Origin of the sequence: Streptomyces rimosus subsp. rimosus (assembly GCF_000720725.1) — a bacterium.
In the GTDB taxonomy this organism is placed as follows: domain Bacteria; phylum Actinomycetota; class Actinomycetes; order Streptomycetales; family Streptomycetaceae; genus Streptomyces; species Streptomyces rimosus_A.
The window spans coordinates 47,563-67,677 of record NZ_JOCQ01000008.1; the positions used below are offsets into that span (position 1 = coordinate 47,563).

Genomic DNA, 20,115 nt, shown 5'->3' on the forward strand with positions numbered 1-20,115 from the left:
CGACACCCCAAGGAGACCCGACATGCCGCAGACCGCCGAGAGCACCGCGCAGGACCAGACGATCACCGCCGTCCGTGAGGCGCTCGGTGACGTGCTCCAGCGCGAGCTGCCCGACCTCGGCCCCGACGCCAAGCTCTTCGACGACTACGGCCTGGACTCCACCGGCGTCCTGGACCTGCTGATGCGCCTGGAAGAGGTCTTCGACGTCGAGTTCGACACCGAGGAGCTGGAGATGAGCCACTTCGCCACCGTCCGGACGCTGGCCGACTACGTGGCCGCCGCACGGTGACGCTCCGCCTCGCGGGGGCGGCGCACCGCGCCTTCACCGGCCGGCCGGCCGCCCCCGCCGATCCCTTCCTGGCGCGGATCTACTCCGACATGGCGGAGCTGTACGGCACCGCCTTCGACCGGGAGCGCTTCGAGCACGCCAACCGCAACACGTTCACCGACATGGCGCGCGTGCTGCTCGACGTGCTTCCGCCCGTTCCGGACGCCGTCGACCTGGTGGTGGTCGCGTCGGCCGTGCCGGACTTCGACCCCCGGGAGTCGGTGGTCTCGTACCTGACCGAGGCGCTGCCGGGCACACCGCAGTCCTTCGCGCTCAGCGATCAGGGTGACGCGGCCCCGTACACGGCCCTGAGGCTGGCCGGTCAGTACGCCGCCGAGGAGCAGGCCGGACGCGTTCTGCTCACGGTGTTCGACCAGACGACGGTGCCGGCCAACCCCGGGCCGCCGCGGCAGGGCACGGACGCCCGGGACGGCGCGGCGGCGCTGCTGCTGTCCGCCGAGGGCTCCGGGGCGCCGACGGGCGTCCGCCAGTACGGCGGGCTCACGCGCGAGGACGCCCACGCCCTGCTGCGCGAGTCGCTGCCCGGCGGGCCGGCCACGCTGCTCCTGGGCGGCGGCCTCGATGCGGAGCGGGTCGCGGTGCCGTCCGGTGTGACGGTGGAGCGCGCGTCCGCCGAGTTCCCGTGCAGCGGCGCGTGGGGCCTGCTGGCAGACCAGCTGCCGCACTTCGCCGGGCAGCGGCTCCCGGTGTTCCTCGCCGACTTCGTACCGCAGGGTACGGACGAGGAGAAGGCCGGCGAACTGTCCTTCTGCGTCGTCGATTTCGGCGCCGCTTCCGCGTGACCGGTACGGGGTGTCCGCCGGACGGCATGGTGCGCGTCTGGCGGATACCGCTGTCCGCGCCGCCCCACGTCATCAGTGAGCTGGTCGCACTGCTCGATCCCGAGGAGCGGGAGCGCGGCGAGCGGGCTGCCCTGCCCGAGGACCGCGCGCGGTTTCATATCGCGCATGGTGCGGCCCGGCTGATCCTGGGCGACTCCTTGGGCGTCCCGCCCGAGCTCCTGCGCTACACCTACGGCCACTGGGGCAAGCCCGCGCTGCTCGGCCACCCCGGCCTGGGCTTCAACCTCTCCCACTCCGGCGGTCTTGCGCTGCTGGCGGTCGCGGCTCAGCGCGTGGTCGGGATCGACGTGGAGCAGCTGCCGCATTCGGCCGACCGGGCCGTCCGCAAGGCTGAGCGCTGGTTCCCGGCGGAGGAGGCGGCTTACGTGCGTGCGGGGCGTGACTCCGGTGATGCGGCAGCGCGCTTCGCGGCGCTGTGGACCCGTAAGGAAGCGTGGGTCAAGGCGGCGGGTGGGCGCATGGTGCAGGGGCTGCGGCTGCCGGTGGGGCCGGGGACGGGGGGCGGCGGTGTCGTACAGGACCCATTAGCAAAGGTCCCAGGCCGGTGGGCCCTGATCGGCGTCCCGGTCGGGGACGGGTACGCGGCGGCGCTGGCCGTGGCGGCGGGGCCGGGGGAGCGGCCCGTACGTCTGGAGGTCAGGCAGTGGCGACGTTCAGGTACGTGAGGACGGCCTGCACGCGCCGGTTGTCGTCCCTGGACGGCAGCAGCTGGAGCTTGCTGAAGATGTTGTTGATGTGCTTCCCGATGGCCTTGTCGGTGACGAACAGCGACTCGGCGATGCCGGCGTTCGACTTGCCCTCCGCCATCAGGCCCAGCACCTCCAGCTCGCGCTGGGTCAGGCTGTCCAGCGGCTCCTGGCGCGCCCCGTTGTGCAGCAGTTTCTCGATCACCTTGGGGTCCATGGCCGTGCCGCCGTCCGCGACGCGGCGCACCGCCTCGATGAACTGGCCGCTGTTGAGCACCCGGTCCTTGAGGAGGTAGCCGACCGATCCGGTGCCGTCGGCGAGCAGTTCGCGGGCGTAGAGCTGCTCCACGTACTGGGACAGGACGAGGACGGGCAGCCCGGGGATCTGCCGGCGCGCTTCCAGCGCGACCTGGATGCCCTCGTCGGTGAAGGTGGGCGGTAACCGTACGTCCACGATGGCCACGTCAGGGCGTTCGTCGATGAGCGCGCGCAGCAGCTCCGGCGCGTTGTCGACGGACGCGACGATGGTGCAGCCATGGGCCGCCAGAAGGCGTTCCATGCCTTCCCTCAGGAGGAAGAGGTCCTCCCCGAGGACGACGCGCATCATGGCCTCCCCGCGGCAGCCGGTCGGTGACGCCGCCCACCGCACACAGCGCCTCTATGAACCGGACTGTACCGCTCCCCCCTGACGGGCCGATGACGGATGAATGACGGATTCGGCCACCGGCCGGCCGACTCCAGCGGTAATCAAGTGGTCATCGAAACGTCAGTGGCGTCGGCAAGTGTGGTTTCCCGGCACCGATGCCCCCTGACGCGCCCGCGCACCGCGGTGCGGACGTCAGTCCCGGATCACTGGTGGAGTTTCCATGCCCCCCTCTGGCACTGAGGTACCGTCCTTCTCCGTCATCTCGGGCGAGCAGGTCTCCCGAGTTCTGCACGGGCAGGAAAAGCAGATCGTCGATCTGGTCGACTACGCCTACCGCGTGCACGGCGTCGGCGACACCGTCAATCCGCCCTCGTATTTCCTGAAGTTCGAGGACCGCCCGTCGGCGCGCATCATCGCGCTGCCCGCCTCCGTGGGCGGCGAGGTCGGCGTCGACGGCATCAAGTGGATTTCCAGTTTCCCCGAGAACATCGAGTCCGGCCTGCCGCGCGCCTCGGCCGTCCTCATCCTCAACGACCGCGACACCGGTTATCCGTTCGCCTGCATGGAGAGCTCCATCATCAGCGCGGTGCGCACGGCGGCCTCCGCCGCGCTGGCCGCCGACTGGCTGACCCGCGAGCGGGGCCGCCCCAAGCGCGTCGGATTCATCGGCACCGGTCTGATCGCCCGCTATATCCACACCTATCTCGCCGGTACCGGCTGGCAGTTCGACGAGATCGGCATCCACGACCTCAGCAATGAATACGCCGCGGGCTTCGAAGGCCATCTGCACGAGGCCGGCAGCACGGCGCGCACGGTGCTCCACGACTCGGCGGAGAGCCTGATCCGCAACAGCGACCTGGTCGTCTTCGCCACCGTCGCGGGCACCCCGCACGTCACCAGCCCGGCGTGGTTCGCGCACAACCCGGTGGTGCTCCACGTGTCGCTGCGCGACCTGGGCCCGGAGGTCATCAAGGCGTCGTCCAACTTCGTGGACGACGTGGAGCACGTACTGAAGGCCAACACCTCCGTGCACCTGGTCGAGCAGGAGGTCGGCAACCGCTATTTCATCAACGGCACCCTGCACAACGTGATGACGGGCATGGTGAAGATCCCGCGGGACCGCCCCGTCATCTTCTCGCCCTTCGGCCTGGGTGTCCTCGATCTGACCGTCGCCAAGCACGTATACGACGAACTCGTCACGAACCGCGGGCTGCACACGGTCGACGGGTTCTTCCACGAGCTGTCCCGGCACGGGAAGAAATAGCCGCGGCCCCGTCACCGGACCACACGCCTGCGGTTGGGAGGACCGGACGTGCCCGTTATATCCGCCCCGCACGAATTCAACGTGCCGGATCTCTTCGTGGACCTGAACAACGTCCTCGGAGAGAACCTCTATCTCAAGTGCGAAGGCTTCAACTTCGCCGGATCCATCAAACTCAAGGCCGCCGTGGAGATGATCGCCCGCGGTGAGCGGGACGGCACCCTGCGGCCCGGCATGACCCTGGTCGAATCGTCCTCGGGCAATCTCGGCGTCGCGCTGAGCCTGGTGGCCCGCAGCAAGGGCTACGGCTTCGTGTGCGTCACCGACAGCCGGTGCACGCTCGCCAACCGGCAGCGCATGGAGAACCTCGGCGCCCAGGTGCGCATCGTCACCGAGCCCGACCCGGAGAGCGGCCTGCTCGGCGCCCGTATCCGCCTGGTGCGGGAACTGTGCGCGAGCGGCGACGGCTACGCATGGCTGAATCAGTACGCCAACCTCGGCAACTGGATGAGCCACTACCGCACCACCGGCCCCGAGATCGCCGCCCAGTTCCCCGATCTGGACGTGCTGTTCATCGGCGCGGGCACCACCGGCACCCTGATGGGCTGCGCCCGCTACTTCCGCGAGAAGCAGCCCTCGGTCACCGTCGTCGCCGTGGACAGCGTCGGCTCGGTCACCTTCGGCACCCCGGCCGCACCGCGCATGATCCCCGGCCTGGGCACCGGTGTCCGGCCGCAGATCCTGGACGAGTCGTACGTGGATGACGTGGTGCACGTCCCCGAGACCGACACCGTCCGCATGTGCCACCACCTGGTCCGGCACGGTTACGTCCTCGGCGGCTCCACCGGCACCGTGCTCAGCGGCGCCCGGCGGTGGATCGCGGAGAACCGGCCGGAGCGGGACATCGTCGGCGTGGCCGTCTCGCCCGACCTGGGCGACCACTACCTGGACACCGTCTACCAGGAGAAGTGGCTCCAGGACATCTACGGCCTGACCCCGGACGAGCTGTCCGAGGCATCCCCGGCCACCGCGTAACGACCCGGGCCGCCCGGCCGCCCGCCCATCCGCGTGTACGGGGCCGCCGGCCCGCCGCACCGAACCCTTCCCACCCGCAGGTCCTCCAGGAGGTTGCTGTCATGACCGCACGTATCGAGCCGGGTCTGCCGCTCACCGCGGCCCAGACCGAGATCTGGTTCGACGAGCAGTTCGCCGACGGCGACCTGGCCTACAACATGGCCGACCACTTCGACATCCGCGGCCCGCTCGACGCCGCCCGCCTGGAGGCGGCGCTGCGGCTGGCCCTGGACGAGGCCGAGTGCTTCCGCGTCCGCCTCACCGAGGCGGACGGCGAGCCCCGGCAGACCGTCGAACCCCTGGAGAATCTGCCGTACACGACGGTCGACCTGAGCGGCGAGGACGACCCGCAGGCCGCGGCGCGCGCCTGGATGGCGCGGGACCTGGACCGCCCGATCGACGTCACGTCCTTCCCGCTGCTGCGGGCGGCGCTGCTCACCCTCGGCGCCGACCACGCGTACCTCTACCTGTGCGCGCACCACATCGTCAGCGACAGCTTCGTGCGCCCGCTGTTCTACCGGCGGCTGGCCGACCTCTACACCGCCCTGCACGAGGGCCGCCCCACGGACGAGGGGCAGCTGCCGCCGCTGAAGACGCTGGTGGACGACGAGATCGCGTACGCGTCGTCGCGGCGCGCCGAGCGGGACCGCGCCTACTGGGCCCGTACCTACGCCGACGCGCCCGACCCGGTCAGCTTCTCCGGCCGCGAGCCGGTGCACGCGAGCGGCTTCCTGCGCCGCAGCACGACCCTGCCGCGCCCGGTGGTACAGCGCCTGCGCGCCCTCGCCGCCCGGGCCGAGGTCACCTGGCCGACGCTGGTCATCGCCGCCGCTGCCGCCTACACGCAGCGGCTGACCGGCGCCGACGAGATCCTGCTGACCCTCCCGGTCAACGCGCGCACCAGCGCCGCCGGCCGCTCCGTACCCGGCATGGTCGCCAACTACCTGCCGCTGCGCGTCGCCGTCGCCCCCGGCGCCACACCCGAGGGACTGCTGCGCACGGTCGCCGACGCGCTGCTGCGCACGCTGCGGCACCAGCGCTACCGGGGCGACCGGGTGCGCCGCGACATGGGCCTGCGCGCCGACGACCGGCGTCCGTTCGGCCCGTTCGTCAACGTCTTGCCGCCTGAGCCGGAGCTGACCTTCGGCCCCTGCGCGGTGACCCTCACCAACCTCTCCACCGGCATCGTCAACGACTTCATGTTCTCGGTGTCCGACTCCTCGGGCGACGACGTGGAGATCCACCTCAACGCCAACCCCGAGCTGTACGGCGCCGCCGACCTCGACGCCCACCGCGACCGCTTCGCCGCCTTCCTGGACGCCCTGTCCCAGGCGGCGCCCGACCGCCCGCTGGCGGGCGTCGGGGTTCTCACGGAGGCGGAGTCGCGGCGGCTGCTGGTGGAGTGGAACGCGACGGAGCGCGGTGGGGGCTTCGCGGGTGTGGTGGAACGGGTGCGGCAGCACGCTTTGGTGCGGCCGGATGCGGTGGCTGTGGCCGATGGTGAGGTGCGGGTTACGTATGGCGCGCTGGCGGTGTGGGCGGATGGCGTTGCCGGTCGGCTGACGGAGGCCGGTGCCGGGCTGAGCTCGCTGGTGGCTGTGCTCGGCGAGCCCGGGGCCCGGTATGTGGGCGGTGTGCTGGGTGTATTGGGTGCGGGGGCGGCGTGGCTGCCGCTGGATGTGGATGCGCCGATCGCGCGGCAGACGGGGTTGCTGGCGGACAGTGGGGCGCGGTTCCTGCTGGCCGGGCCGGGGGAGGTGGCCCGGGCCGAGGAGATCGTGGCGGCGGCTGGTTCCGGCGTACGGGTGCTGGTGCTCGATGAGCCGTTCCCGGGGGCCGGGACGCGGGCGGAGGGTCTGCGGCCGGTCGCGGGTGGTGAGGACGATCTCGCGTATGTGATCTACACGTCGGGGTCCACGGGTCGTCCGAAGGGTGCGATGGTGCACCGGCGCGGCATGGTCAACCATCTGCTGGCCAAGGTCGAGGATCTGGCGATGGCCGAGGGCGATGTGCTGGTGCACAACGCGCCGGTGACGTTCGACATTTCGGTGTGGCAGATGCTTGCCGCGCTGGTGTCCGGTGGTACGACGCGGGTTGTGGACCGGGTGACCTCCGCCGATCCGGACGCCCTCTTCGAGGTGACCGTCTCCGAAGGCGTATCCGTCCTGGAGGTCGTGCCGTCGCTGCTGCGAGCGGCGCTGGATGCGTGGGAGACGGCGGGTGGCTTCCCGTCGTTGCCGAAGCTGCGCTACCTGGTGGTGACGGGTGAGGCGCTGCCGGTGGACGTGTGCCGCCGCTGGTTCGCCCGTTACCCGGGGATTCCGCTGGTCAACGCGTACGGTCCGACCGAGTGCTCGGACGACGTGACGCACGCGGTGCTCGACGCGTCGAGCGAGCTGGGCACGCGGACGCCGATCGGCCGGGTCGTGCGGAACACCCGGCTGTACGTGCTGGACGACGCGCTGCGGCCGGTTCCGGTGGGTGTCGCGGGTGAGCTGTATGTGGCGGGGACCGGCGTGGGTCGGGGGTACTTGGGCGATCCCGCGCGTACCGCCTCGACCTTCATGGCTGATCTCTTCGGCCCGCCCGGCGCGCGGATGTACCGGACCGGTGACCGCGTGGTCTACCGCCCGGACGGGCAGCTGGAGTTCCTGGAGCGCCGCGATCACCAGGTGAAGATCCGGGGGCGCCGGATCGAGCTGGGCGAGATCGAGGCGGCGCTGCGGTCCGTCGAGGGTGTCACGGACGCGGCGGCGCAGGTCCACACCGACGCGGCCACCGGCCGCAAGCGCCTGGTCGGCTACCTGGTCGGCCCGGCCGGTGCGGAGGAGGTGCGTGCCGGGCTGGCGAAGGTGCTGCCCGAATACATGATCCCGGGCGAGTTCGTCGCGCTCGACGCCCTGCCGCTGACCGCGAACGGCAAGGTCGACCGCAAGGCCCTCACCGCCCCCGAGACGACCGCGGCGCCGACGGCCGAGGGCCGCGCTCCGCGCACCCCGCAGGAGGAAATCCTCTGCGCCGCCTTCGCCGAGGTGCTGAACCTGCCGTCCGTCGCCGCCGACGCCGACTTCTTCGCGCTCGGCGGGGACAGCATCAGCTCCATCCAGGTCGTCAGCCGCGCCCGTAAGGCGGGCCTGGTGTTCGCGCCGCGTGACGTGTTCCTGCGCAAGACCCCGGCCGCGCTCGCCACCGCTGCCCAGGCGGCGCAGGACGCGGCGGCGGTGGTCGGCACGGACGACGGTGTCGGCGAGCTGGAGATCATGCCGATCGCCCACCAGCTGCGGGAGGACGGCGGCCCGGTCGCCGGCCCGGTGGGCTCGTTCGCGCAGTACGTCGTCGTACGGGTCCCGGACCACGTGGACAGCGAGCGGCTGGCCCGCGCGCTGCACGCGGTGACCGACCGGCACGACGCGCTGCGGATGCAGCTGGACGTGCCCGTGGAGGGCCTGTGGACGCTGAAGGTACGGCCGCAGGGCAGCACCGACCTGACGGGCGCGGTGTCCGAGGTCGCCGTACCGGCCGACACGGACGGTGACACCGTGGTCGTCGAGCAGGCCGCCGTCGCCCAGCGGCGCCTCGACCCGACCGCCGGCCACCTGATCCAGGCCGTGCTGCTGGACGCCGGTCCCGGGCAGCCGCGCCGACTGCTCCTGATGGTGCACCACTTGGCTGTGGACGGCGTGTCCTGGCGGGTGCTGCTGCCCGACCTGGCCGCCGCCTGGTCGGCCGTCGAGGCGGACCGTACGCCGGAGCTCGCGCCGGTCGGCACCTCGTACCGGAGCTGGTCGCGCCTCCTGGCCGACGACGCGCGCACCGCCGCCCGTACCGCGGAGCTGCCGCTGTGGGCCGAGCACGCGAGCGCCCCGGACCCGCTGCCCGGCACGCGCGGCCTGGACGCCGCGCGGGACACCTACGCGACCGCCCGCCGCCTGCGGCTGGTCCTGCCCGCCGAGCAGACCGCGGCCCTGCTGACCGAGGTGGCTCCGGCGTTCCACGCCGAGATCAACGACGTACTGCTGACCGGGCTCGCGCTGGCGGTCGCCGACTGGCGCCGCCGTAAGCAGCTCGCGGACATCGGGGCCACGGACACGCTGATCGAACTGGAAGGCCACGGCCGCGAGCAGGTCGTGGACAACACCGACCTCTCCCGTACGGTCGGCTGGTTCACCAGCGCGTTCCCGGTCCGTCTCGCCCCCGGGGAGCTGGACTGGGACGAGGTGTGGGCGGGCGGCGACGCCGTCGGCAGCGTCTTCAAGCGGATCAAGGAGCAGCTGCGGGCCATCCCCGACCACGGCCTCGGATACGGCCTGCTGCGCTACCTCAACCCGCAGACCAGCGCCCTGCTGGCCCGCCACCCGCGCCCGCGCATCGGCTTCAACTACATGGGCCGGTTCGGGGCCGCCGGAGCGGCCGACTGGTCGCTGTCGGGCGAGGGCGCCGCGGTCGGCACCGCCGCCGCCCCGGAGATGCCGCTCCAGCACGTCCTGGAGGTCACCCCGGTCACCGAGGACCGGCCCGACGGCCCGCACCTGGTCGCGGACTGGCTGTGGGCCGGGGAGATCCTGCCGGACGAGGACGCGCGGGACATCGCCCGTACCTGGTTCCGCGCGCTGGAACTGCTGGTGACCCACGCTGCCCGGCCCGGCGCGGGCGGCCGGGTGCCGTCGGACCTGCCCCTGGTGTCGGTGACGCAAGACGAACTCGACGCTTACGAGAGCGAGTTGACCGGACCCGGGCTGGCGGACGTGTTGCCGCTGGCGCCGCTCCAGAAGGGCCTGCTGTTCCTGTCCGAGTACGAGCGGGACGGCGACGGCGTGGACGCGTACGTCCTCCAGCTCGGCCTGGAACTGGGTGGTGACGTGGACGCCGCCCGGCTGCGCGCCGCCTGCGCGCAACTGCTGCACCGGCACCCCAACCTCCGGTCCACCTTCCGCCACCGCGAGTCCGGCGCGCCCGTCCAGCTCGTACCGAACACGGTGGAGGTGCCCTGGCGGGAGACGGACCTGAGCGCCGAGGCCGACGGCGGCGCTGCCGTCGCCCGCCTCGCCGACGAGGAACGCGCCCGCCGCTTCGACCTCTCCGACCCGGCACAGGCGCCCCTGATGCGCTTCGTACTGGCCCGCACCGGCCCGGACCGGCACCGCTTCCTCTGGACGATCCACCACAGCCTGGTGGACGGCTGGTCGATGCCGCTGCTGGTCAAGGAGCTGTTCACGCTGTACGCGGCGGACGCCCGTCCCGACGCGCTGCCCGAGCCCGCGCCCTACCGCGACTACCTCGCCTGGCTGGCCGGGCAGGACACCGAGGCGGCGCTCGCGGCCTGGAAGGACGCCCTGCACGGCGTCGAGGAGCCGACGCTGGCCGCCCCGGAGGGCGCCGGGCGCGCGGCCGTCCTCGCGGACACGGTCACCCTGCCGTTGCCCGAGCCGCTGACCACCGGCCTCGCCGCCTGGGCGCGCGACCGCGGCCTGACCCTGAACACCGTCTTCCAGGGCTGCTGGGCCCTGCTGCTGGGCAGCCTCACCGGCCGCGACGACATCGTGTTCGGCGCCGTCACCTCCGGCCGCCCGGCCGAGGTCCCCGGCGTCGAGAGCATGATCGGCCTGTTCCTCAACACGGTGCCGGTACGGGTACGGGCCCGGCCCGAGGAGACCGTCGCCGACCTGCTCGCCGGCATTCAGGAACGGCAGTCGGCCCTGATGCCGTACGAACACGTCGGCCTCGCCGAGATCCAGAACCGGGCCGGCATCGGCGACCTCTTCGACACCGTCCTGCTCTTCGAGAACTTCCCGCTGGACGAGGAGAGCGTGCGCGCCTCCGCCACCGGCCTGCGCCTCCTGGAGGCCGAGGCCCGCGACGGGCGGCACTACCCGCTGAGCCTGGCGGTCCTGCCCAGCCCCGGCAACCGGCTGGACCTGCGCTTCGACTACGCGCCCGACCTGTTCACCGAGGACGCCGTCACGCGCCTCGCAGGCCGGCTGCTGCACCTCCTCGCCGCCGTCCCGGCCACCGCGGACCGGCCGCTGGCCGCCCTCGGCCTCGTGGACGAGGCGGAGTCGCGGCGGCTGCTGGTGGAGTGGAACGCGACGGAGCGCGGTGGGGGCTTCGCGGGTGTGGTGGAGCGGGTGCGGCAGCACGCTTTGGTGCGGCCGGATGCGGTGGCTGTGGCCGATGGTGAGGCGCGGGTTTCGTACGGCGCGCTCGCCGTGTGGGCTGATGGCGTGGCCGGGCGCCTGACGGACGCCGGTGCCGGACTCGGCTCCCTGGTGGCCGTACTCGGCGAGCCCGGGGCCCGCTATGTCGGCGGCGTACTGGGCGTGCTGAGCGCGGGGGCCGCCTGGCTGCCGCTGGACGTGGACGCGCCGATCGCCCGCCAGACCGGTCTGCTCGCGGACAGCGGCGCCCGCTTCCTCCTGGCCGGGCCGGGGGAGCTGGCCCGTGCGCGGGAGATCGCCGAGGCGTACGGCGGTGAGCTGAGCGTGCTGTGCCTGGACGATCCGTTCCCGGGTGCCGGGGCGCGGGTGGAGGGGCTGCGGCCGGTTGCCGGTGGTGAGGACGATCTCGCGTATGTGATCTACACGTCGGGATCGACCGGTCGTCCGAAGGGTGCGATGGTGCACCGGCGCGGCATGGTCAATCACCTGCTGGCCAAGGTCGAGGACCTGGCCATGACCGACAGCGACGTCCTGGTGCACAACGCGCCGGTGACGTTCGACATCTCGGTGTGGCAGATGCTTGCCGCGCTCGTGTCCGGCGGTACGACGCGGGTCGTGGACCGGGTGACCTCCGCCGACCCGGACGCCCTCTTCGAGGTGACCGTCTCCGAAGGCGTATCCGTCCTCGAAGTCGTACCGTCGCTGCTGCGGGCCGCGCTGGACGCGTGGGAGACGGCGGGCGGCTTCCCGTCACTGCCCAAGCTGCGCTACCTCGTGGTGACGGGTGAGGCGCTGCCGGTGGACGTCTGCCGCCGCTGGTTCGCCCGTTACCCGGGGATTCCGCTGGTCAACGCCTACGGCCCGACCGAGTGCTCCGACGACGTGACGCACGCCGTCCTGACCGTGGACACCGACCTGGCGGGCTCCCGCGTGCCGATCGGCCGCGTGGTGCGCAACACCCGGCTGTACGTGCTGGACGACGCGCTGCGGCCCGTGCCGGTCGGCGTGCCCGGCGAGCTGTACGTGGCGGGTACGGGCGTCGGGCGCGGTTACCTCGCCGACCCCGCGCGTACGGCTTCGACCTTTATGGCCGACCCGTTCGGCCCGGCCGGTGAGCGCATGTACCGGACGGGCGACCGCGTGGTCTACCGCCCGGACGGGCAACTGGAGTTCCTGGAGCGCCGCGATCACCAGGTGAAGATCCGGGGCCGCCGGATCGAGCTGGGCGAGATCGAGGCGGCGCTGCGGGCCGTCGAGGGCGTCACGGACGCGGCGGCGCAGGTCCACACCGACGCCGCCACCGGCCGCAAGCGCCTGGTCGGCTACCTCGTCGGCCCGGCCGACGCCGCCCGCGTACGGTCCGACCTGCTGCTCGTCCTGCCGGAGTACATGGTCCCGGGCGAGTTCGCGACGCTGGACGCCCTGCCGCTGACCCCGAACGGCAAGGTCGACCGCAAGGCCCTCACCGCCCCCGAGGCCACCGCGCTGACGGGCGAGGGCCGGGCTCCGCGCACCCCGCAGGAAGAGGTCTTCTGCGCCGCCTTCGCGGACGTACTGGACCTGCCGTCCGTCGCCGCCGACGCCGACTTCTTCACGCTCGGCGGGGACAGCATCAGCTCCATCCAGCTGGTCGGCCGGGCCCGCAAGGCCGGGCTGGTGATCACGCCGCGGGACGTGTTCCTGCACAAGACGCCCGCCGCGCTCGCCGCCGCCGCCCAGGCGGCGCAGGACGCGCCGGCCGCCTATGAGCCGGTGACCGCCGACCAGCCGCTGGTCGCGCTGTCGGACGACGAACTCGACGAGTTCGACATGGACTTCGGGGACTTTCAGTGAGCTCGGCGAACGACGAAAGGAAGGGCGCCGTGAAGCGTTCGGGTATCAGTGACGTTCTGCCGCTGGCGCCGCTGCAGAAGGGACTGCTGTTCCTGTCCGAGTACGACCCGCGCAGCGCGGACGCGTACTCCCTGCAACTGTCCGTCGAACTCGACGGCCCGCTCGACACGGGCGCGCTGCGCGCTGCCTGCGCGGGCCTGCTGCGGCGCCACCCCAACCTGCGGGCCTGCTTCCGCCGCCGGGCCACCGGCGACCCCGTACAGCTCGTGCCGCACGAGGTCGAGCTGCCCTGGCGGGAGCTGGACCTGCCGGACGCGGACGCTGGGCGGCTGCGCGCGGCGGCCGACGAGGAGCGGGGCCGCCGCTTCGACCTGGCCCGGCCGCCGCTGATGCGGTTCGTGCTGGTCCGGCAGGCGGCGACGCGGCACACGTTCATCTGGACGCTGCACCACAGCCTGTCCGACGGCTGGTCGCTGCCGATGCTCATCCAGGACCTGTTCACGCTGTACGCGCACGGCGGCCGGGAGGACGGCGCCGGGCTGCCGCAGGCCGCCCCGTACCGCAACTACCTTGCTTGGCTGGGGGCGCAGGACGAGGGCGCCGCGCACGCCGCGTGGCGCGACGCGCTCGCCGGGCTGGCGGAGCCGACCCGCCTGGCGCCCGTGGACGGCCGTGCCCCCGTGCTGCCGGACTCGCTCACCATGGACGTGCCCGAGCGGCTGTCCGCCGACCTCGCGGCGCGGGCGCGCGGCCTCGGCGTCACGCTCAACACCGTCTTCCAGGCCGCCTGGTCGCTCGTGCTGGGCGCCCTGACCGGCCGCGAGGACGTGGTCTTCGGTACGGTCACCGCCGGCCGCCCGGCCGAACTGCCCGGCGTCGAGACGATGGTGGGCCTGTTCGCCAACACCATTCCCGTACGGGTGACGGCCCGGCCCGGCCAGTCCGTGACGGCGCTGCTCGCGGACGTACAGGAGCGGCAGTCCGGACTGATGCCGTACGAGCACACCGGGCTCGCCGACATCCAGCGGCAGGCCGGGATCGGCGAACTCTTCGACACGGTCATGCTGTTCCAGAGCTATCCGATGGACGAGGACCAGCTGGCGGCGTCGCTGCCGGGACTGCGGGTCGCGGACGCGGCGATCCGCTCCGTCACCCACTACCCGCTCGCCCTCGCCGTGCTCCCCGGCCCCGGCACCCGCCTCGGGCTGCGCTTCGACTACGCGCCCGACCTGTACGGGCCCGCCGACGCCGAGCGGTTCGGGCGGCGCCTGCTGCGCGTACTGGAAGCCATCGCCGCCGATCCGCAGCAGCCGCTCGCCCGGATCTCCGTCCTGGAGCCGGCCGAGGAGCGGCTGCTCCAGGAGGCCGGGGACGCCGTGGCCACCGCGGCACCGGCCCGCCCGGTCACCGAGGCCGTCGAGGAGCGCGTCCGCGAACTGCCCGACGATGAGGCCGTGGTGTGCGGGAACGACACCCTCACGTACCGCGAGCTGAACGCACGGGCCAACCGCCTCGCGCACGCCCTCGTCGCGCACGGCGCCGGCCCCGGCCGTACGGTCGCCATCGCGCTGCCCCGCTCCACCGGCCTGGTCGTCGCGGCCCTCGCCGTCCTGAAGTCCGGCGCCGCCTACCTGCCCGTCGACCCGGACCACCCGGCCGAGCGCAACACCGTCGTCCTGGAGGACACCCGGCCCGTCCTCGCGCTCACCACGACGGCCACCGACGACAGGCTTCCGGACGCCGGACAGACCCGCTGGATCATGGACCGGGCGGAGACCGCGGAGCTGGTCGCGGGCTTCCCCGACACCGACCCCACCGACGCCGACCGGGCCCGCCCGATCACCGCCGACGACGCCGCGTACGTCCTGTTCACCTCCGGCTCCACCGGCCGCCCCAAGGGCGTCGTGGTCACCCGCGGCGGCTTCGCCAACGTCATCGAGGACATCCGGCACCGCTACGCCCTGGAGCGCGGCGAAACGCTGCTCAGCGTCACCACGTTCGGCTTCGACATCGCCAACACCGAGCTGTTCGGGCCGCTGGTCAGCGGCGCCCGGCTGGCCCTCGCCGACCGGGAGACCGTACGTGACCCGGCCGCGCTCGGCCGCGCGGTCACCGCGACCGGCGCCACCGTCCTCCAGGCCACGCCGAGCCTGTGGCAGGCCCTGGTCACCGTGGCGCCCGACGTGCTCGGCGGGGTGCGGGGCTTCGTCGGCGGCGAGGCGCTGAGCGAGCCGCTGGGCGAGACGCTCCGCAAGGCCACCGCGAGCATCACCAACCTCTACGGGCCCACCGAGACCACCATCTGGTCCACCGGCGCCCCGCCCCTGGACGGCGTCCGCGCCGGCGCGCCCGCCATCGGCCTCCCGTTCGCCAACACCCGGCTGCACATCCTGGACGACTGGCTGCGGCCGGTCGCGCCCGGCGTGATCGGCGAGCTGTACATCGCGGGCGCCGGACTCGCCCGCGGCTACCTGGGCCGCCCCGGCCTGACCGCCGAGCGGTTCGTGGCCGACCCGGCCGACCCGGCGGGCGGACGGATGTACCGCACCGGCGACCTGGTGCGCCTCGGCACCGACGGGCAGGTGGAGTACGTCGGCCGCGCCGACCACCAGGTCAAGATCCGCGGCTTCCGCATCGAACTGGGCGAGATCGAGAACGCGCTGTCCGGCCACCCGGAGATCGGCCAGGCCGTCGTCGCCGTCCGCGAGGCGCGGCCGGGCGAACCGCTGCTGGCCGGCTACCTGGTCCCGGCCGAGGGCGCCGCCGCGCCGGAGCCCGGCGCGCTGCGCGCGTACCTGGCCGAGCGGGTGCCGGAGTACATGGTGCCCGCCGCCTTCGTCACCCTGGACGCCCTGCCGCTCACCCCGAACGGCAAGGTCGACCGCAAGGTCCTGCCCGACCCCGAACTGCGGCCCCAGGCCACCGGGCGGGCCGTGCGCAGCCCGCAGGAAGACCTGCTGTGCCAGGTGTTCGCCGAGGTGCTGGGCCTGCCGCGGTTCGGGCCCGAGGAGGACTTCTTCGCGCACGGCGGACACTCGCTGCTGGCGGCGCGGGTGGTGAGCCGTATCCGTACGGTCCTGGGCGCCGAGGTCCCGGTCCGCGCGCTGTTCGAGGCGCCCACGCCCGCGGGCCTCGCCGATCGCCTGCCGCGCGCCGGTGCCGGCGCCGCGCGCCCCGCCCTGCGCCGGGGGGACCGGCCGGAGGACGTACCGCTGTCCTACGCGCAGCTGCGGCTGTGGTTCCTCAACCGGCTGGACGGCGCGCACGGCACGTACAACATCTCGCTCGGCCTGCGCCTGACCGGCGACCTCGACCGGGACGCGCTCGGTAGCGCGCTGCGCGACCTCGTGGGCCGTCACGAGAGCCTGCGTACGGTCTTCCCCGACCGGGACGGGACGCCGCGTCAGCACGTACTGCCGCTGGAGGAGACCGGGTTCGGGCTGCGCGAGCACGCCGCCGACGAAGACCGGCTGGACGGCCTGCTGGCCGCCGAGTCCGCTCGCGGCTTCGACCTGGCCCGCGAGGTGCCGCTGCGCGCCGACCTGTTCCGGCTGTCCGCCACCGAGCACGTACTGCTGCTCGTCCTGCACCACATCGCGGGCGACGGCTGGTCGCTGACGCCGCTGGCCGACGACCTCGCGCGCGCTTACGCGGCACGGCGCGGCGGCGCGGCCCCGGAGTGGGCCGAACTGCCCGTCCAGTACGCCGACTACGCGCTGTGGCAGCGCGAGGTGCTGGGCGACGAGGACGACGCCGACAGCCTCGCCGCGCGCCAGCTCACGTACTGGAAGGGCGCGCTGGCCGGGCTGCCCGAGGAGATCGAGCTGCCCGCCGACTTCGCCCGCCCGGCCGTCGCCGGGCACGAGGGCGCTGAGCACACCGCGGTCATCGGCCCCGACCTGCACCGCGCCCTGGCCGGGCTGGCCCGCGCGCACGGCGTGAGCCTGTTCATGGTCGTCCAGGCCGCCCTGGCCGCGCTGCTGACCCGTGTGGGCGCCGGAGAGGACATCCCGCTCGGCAGCCCGATCGCGGGCCGTACGGACGAGGCGCTGGACGACCTGGTGGGCTTCTTCACCAACACCCTCGTGCTGCGGACGGACACCTCGGGCGACCCGGCCTTCACCGAACTGCTGCGCCGCGTACGGGACACGGACCTGGCCGCCTACGAGAACCAGGACCTGCCGTTCGAGCGGCTGGTGGAGGTCTGCAACCCGGTCCGGTCGCTGGCCCGGCAGCCGCTGTTCCAGGTGATGCTCGCGTTCCAGAACACGGCGGAGGCCAAGGCCGCGCTGCCGGGGCTGACGGCGGCCGTGCAGCCGGTGGGCAGCGCGACGGCCAAGTTCGACCTGGCGTTCCAGCTCACCGAGCGCACTGCGGAGGACGCCGCCGCGGAAGCGGAGTTCGGCGGCATCGACCTGGTCGTCGAATACAGCACCCAGCTGTTCCGCGCGGAGTCGGTACGGCAGCTCACCGAGCGGTTCGCCCGCGTCCTGACGTCCGTGGCCGCCGCCCCGAAGGCGCCGCTGAGCAGCATCGACGTGCTGGGAGACGCGGAGCGCCGGCGCATCGTCGGCGAGTGGAACAGCGCGACCGCCGAGGTGCCCGAGCGCACCGTCGCGCAGCTCTTCGAGGAGCACGCCGCCCGGCAGCCGGACCACGAGGCCGTCGTCTTCGGCGAGGTGTCGCTGACGTACGGGGAGCTGAACGCCCGTGCCAACCGGCTGGCCCGGATGCTGGCCGGGCGCGGCGCCGGGCCCGGCACGCTCGTCGGGCTGCTGCTGCCCCGGTCGGTCGAGATGATCGTGTCGATCCTGGCCGTACTGAAGTCCGGCGCGGCCTACCTGCCGCTGGACCCGGACTATCCGGCCGACCGGATCGCGTACATGGTCGGGGACGCCGCGCCGGTGTGCGTGCTGGCGGCCCCCGGGGCGGGCGGGGAGCTGCGGGACGGCGGTACGGAGGTGATCGAACTCGACGGGGGAGCCGGCGGCGACGTGCTGCCGGACGCCGGTGCGGATCTCAGTGGCACCGACCTCACCGACGCCGACCGCGCCCGCCCGCTGACCCGCCGCGACGCCGCCTACGTGATCTACACCTCCGGCTCGACCGGGCGGCCCAAGGGCGTGGTGATCGAGCACGCGGGCGTGGCCGCCCTCGCCGCCGACCACACCCGGCGCTTCGGGCTCGGCGCGCGCTCCCGTGTGCTCCAGTTCGCCTCGCCGAGCTTCGACGCGGCCACCGCCGAACTGTCGATGGCCCTGCTGACCGGCGGCACGCTGGTGCTCGCCACCCCGGAGAGCCGCGGCCCCGGTGAACCGCTCGCCGACCTGATCACCCGGTACGGCGTGAACCTCGCGGTGCTGCCCCCGGTCGTGCTGGCGGCCTTCCCCGAGGACGTCACCCTGCCCGGCGACCTGACCCTGATCACCGCGGGCGAGGCGCTGCCGCCCGAGGTCGCCGCCCGCTGGTCGGCCGGCCGCGCTCTGCACAACTGCTACGGGCCCACCGAGTCCACCGTCTGCGCCACCGCCAGCGACCCGCTGACCGGCGAGGGCAAGCCGCCCATCGGCCGGCCGCTGGCCAATACCCGGACCTACGTCCTGGACGGCCGGCTGAACCCGGTGGCGCCCGGCGTGACCGGCGAGCTGTACCTCGCGGGCGCCCAGCTGGCGCGCGGCTACCTCGGCCGCCCCGGCCTGACCGCCGGGCGCTTCGTGGCCGACCCGTTCGGCCCGGCGGGCGCGCGGATGTACCGCACCGGCGACCTGGCGCGCTGGACGGCGGACGGCACCCTCGAATACGCCGGGCGCGTCGACCACCAGGTCAAGCTGCGCGGCTTCCGCATCGAGCTGGGTGAGATCGAGAGCGCGCTGGCCGCCCACCCCGGTGTCGCCCAGGCGGTCGCCGCCGTACGGGAGGACCGGCCCGGCGACCGGCGGCTGGCCGCGTACGTCGTGCCGGAGGACGCGCCGGTACCCGCCGCCGCACTGCGCGAGCACCTGTCCGGCCTGCTGCCCGACTACATGGTCCCCGGCGCCTTCGTGACGCTGGACGCCCTGCCGCTCACCCCGAACGGCAAGGTCGACCGCAAGGGCCTGCCCGCCCTCGAAGCCCCGGAAGCAGCCGCGCACGGCCGCGCCCCGCGCACCGAGCGGGAAACGCTGTTGTGCCAGGTCTTCGCCGAGGTCCTGAACCTGCCCGAGGTCGGCGCCGAGGCGGACTTCTTCGAGCTGGGCGGCGACAGCATCCGCTCCGTCCAGGTCGTCGGCCGCGCCCGCAAGGCCGGGCTCGGCCTGGCGCTGCCCGACGTGTTCCGGCACAAGACCGTCGAAGCGCTGGCGGCGGCCCTGGAGCGGGCCGAACGCGCGGCCGGGACGACGTTCCTGGACCGCGTACGGCAGCGCCTGGACGACCCGTCCGACGCCGCGCCGCTCGACCCGTACGGCCCGGTGCTGCCCCTGCGCACCACCGGCGACCTGCCGCCGCTGTTCTGCGTGCACGGCGGCATGGGCTTCGCCCTGCCCTACCTCGGCCTCGCCGGACACATCGGCGAGCGCCACCCGGTGTACGGCCTCCAGGCGACCGGCCTGACCGGCGCCGGGCCGCTGCCGGGGAGCATCGCTGAGGCCGCGTCCGAGTACGTCGGGCGGGTCCGCGAGATCCAGCCGGCCGGCCCGTACCACCTGCTCGGCTGGTCGTACGGCGGCATCGTCGCGCACGAGATGGCCGTACAGCTGGAGGCGGCGGGCGAGGAAGTAGCTCTGCTCGCCAACCTGGACAGCTACCCGGCCGAGCCCGGCGAGCCCGCCCCCACGGACGCGGAGCTGCTGACCGCCGTCCTCGAATACTGCGGCCTGGAGACCGCGTCGAACGACGGCGACGGCCCGACGCCCGAGACGGTCCGCGACGCCCTGCGCCGCGCCGACAGCCCGCTGGGCGACCTGGACATCCCGCGGCTCGTGGACGTCATGCGCAACCACGTCCGCCTCGTCCAGGAGCACACGCCCGGCCGCGTACGGACCCCGATGCACCTGTTCGTCGCGGAACTCGGCCTGGCCCCGGAGGAGCGAGCCGCCCGGCCCGGCCGGTGGGCCCGGCACACCGACGGCGGCACGGCCGTCCACCAGGTCCCGTGCGGCCACGAATTCATGATGCATTCCGGGCCGCAGGCCGCCATCGGCCGCGCCGTCGCCGCCGAACTCGGCCTGCTGCACCCCTGATCCGCCCCCGGGCCGTTCCCGGACCACCCACGATCGCGAGGAGAAACCC

The 20,115-nt window shown here is 73.4% G+C and carries 8 protein-coding genes; 7 read left to right on the forward strand and 1 reads right to left on the reverse strand.

Features of this window, described 5'->3' with window-relative positions; all coding sequences use genetic code 11:
• Positions 1–22 precede the first annotated feature (22 nt).
• The 3 genes from IH45_RS0106310 to IH45_RS0106320 are packed head-to-tail and all read left to right on the forward strand — an operon-like array spanning position 23 to position 1,856.
• Positions 23–289: an acyl carrier protein gene (locus tag IH45_RS0106310; RefSeq protein ID WP_030590066.1), complete on the forward strand. Its 267-nt coding sequence runs from the start codon at positions 23–25 to the stop codon at positions 287–289.
• Positions 286–1,131: a hypothetical protein gene (locus tag IH45_RS1000000145065; protein WP_050514581.1), complete on the forward strand. Its 846-nt coding sequence runs from the start codon at positions 286–288 to the stop codon at positions 1,129–1,131. Before IH45_RS0106310 ends, IH45_RS1000000145065 begins: the two co-directional genes overlap by 4 nt.
• A 26-nt stretch (positions 1,132–1,157) precedes the next feature.
• Entirely contained in the window at positions 1,158–1,856 is a 699-nt protein-coding gene (locus tag IH45_RS0106320) for a 4'-phosphopantetheinyl transferase family protein (RefSeq protein ID WP_032916886.1), read from the forward strand.
• Here IH45_RS0106320 and IH45_RS0106325 read toward each other — a convergent pair.
• Positions 1,828–2,481 (reverse strand): response regulator transcription factor, encoded by a 654-nt coding sequence (locus tag IH45_RS0106325; RefSeq protein ID WP_030662672.1) that lies wholly within the window; start codon positions 2,479–2,481, stop codon positions 1,828–1,830. The two genes, IH45_RS0106320 and IH45_RS0106325, sit on opposite strands and share 29 nt — an antisense overlap.
• 262 nt (positions 2,482–2,743) lie before the next feature.
• Here IH45_RS0106325 and sbnB point away from each other — a divergent pair, with 262 nt between their 5' ends.
• The 4 genes from sbnB (at position 2,744) to IH45_RS0106345 (ending at position 20,066) form a co-directional block, all read left to right on the forward strand.
• Positions 2,744–3,787 carry a 2,3-diaminopropionate biosynthesis protein SbnB gene (gene sbnB, locus IH45_RS0106330; protein ID WP_030662675.1) on the forward strand — a complete coding sequence of 348 codons (1,044 nt, stop codon included), beginning with the start codon at positions 2,744–2,746 and terminating at the stop codon, positions 3,785–3,787.
• Between the two features lie 48 nt (positions 3,788–3,835).
• Complete coding sequence (gene sbnA, locus IH45_RS0106335; RefSeq protein ID WP_030662679.1) at positions 3,836–4,819, forward strand: 2,3-diaminopropionate biosynthesis protein SbnA; 984 nt, start codon at positions 3,836–3,838, stop codon at positions 4,817–4,819.
• Positions 4,820–4,920: 101 nt separating this feature from the next.
• The gene (locus IH45_RS0106340) at positions 4,921–12,846 is read left to right on the forward strand and encodes a non-ribosomal peptide synthetase (protein ID WP_030662682.1); all 7,926 of its coding nucleotides are present in this window, start codon (positions 4,921–4,923) and stop codon (positions 12,844–12,846) included.
• A 29-nt stretch (positions 12,847–12,875) separates the two neighbouring features.
• The gene (locus IH45_RS0106345; protein ID WP_030662685.1) at positions 12,876–20,066 is read left to right on the forward strand and encodes an amino acid adenylation domain-containing protein; all 7,191 of its coding nucleotides are present in this window, start codon (positions 12,876–12,878) and stop codon (positions 20,064–20,066) included.
• The last annotated feature ends 49 nt before the right edge of the window (positions 20,067–20,115 follow it).

Coding starts and splice junctions, on each gene's coding strand:
- IH45_RS0106310 (WP_030590066.1), top strand. CDS start 23: ATGCCGCAGACCGCCGAGAGCACCGCGCAGGACCAGACGATCACCGCC.
- IH45_RS0106320 (WP_032916886.1), top strand. CDS start 1,158: ATGGTGCGCGTCTGGCGGATACCGCTGTCCGCGCCGCCCCACGTCATC.
- IH45_RS0106325 (WP_030662672.1), bottom strand. CDS start 2,481: ATGCGCGTCGTCCTCGGGGAGGACCTCTTCCTCCTGAGGGAAGGCATG.
- sbnB (WP_030662675.1), top strand. CDS start 2,744: ATGCCCCCCTCTGGCACTGAGGTACCGTCCTTCTCCGTCATCTCGGGC.
- IH45_RS0106340 (WP_030662682.1), top strand. CDS start 4,921: ATGACCGCACGTATCGAGCCGGGTCTGCCGCTCACCGCGGCCCAGACC.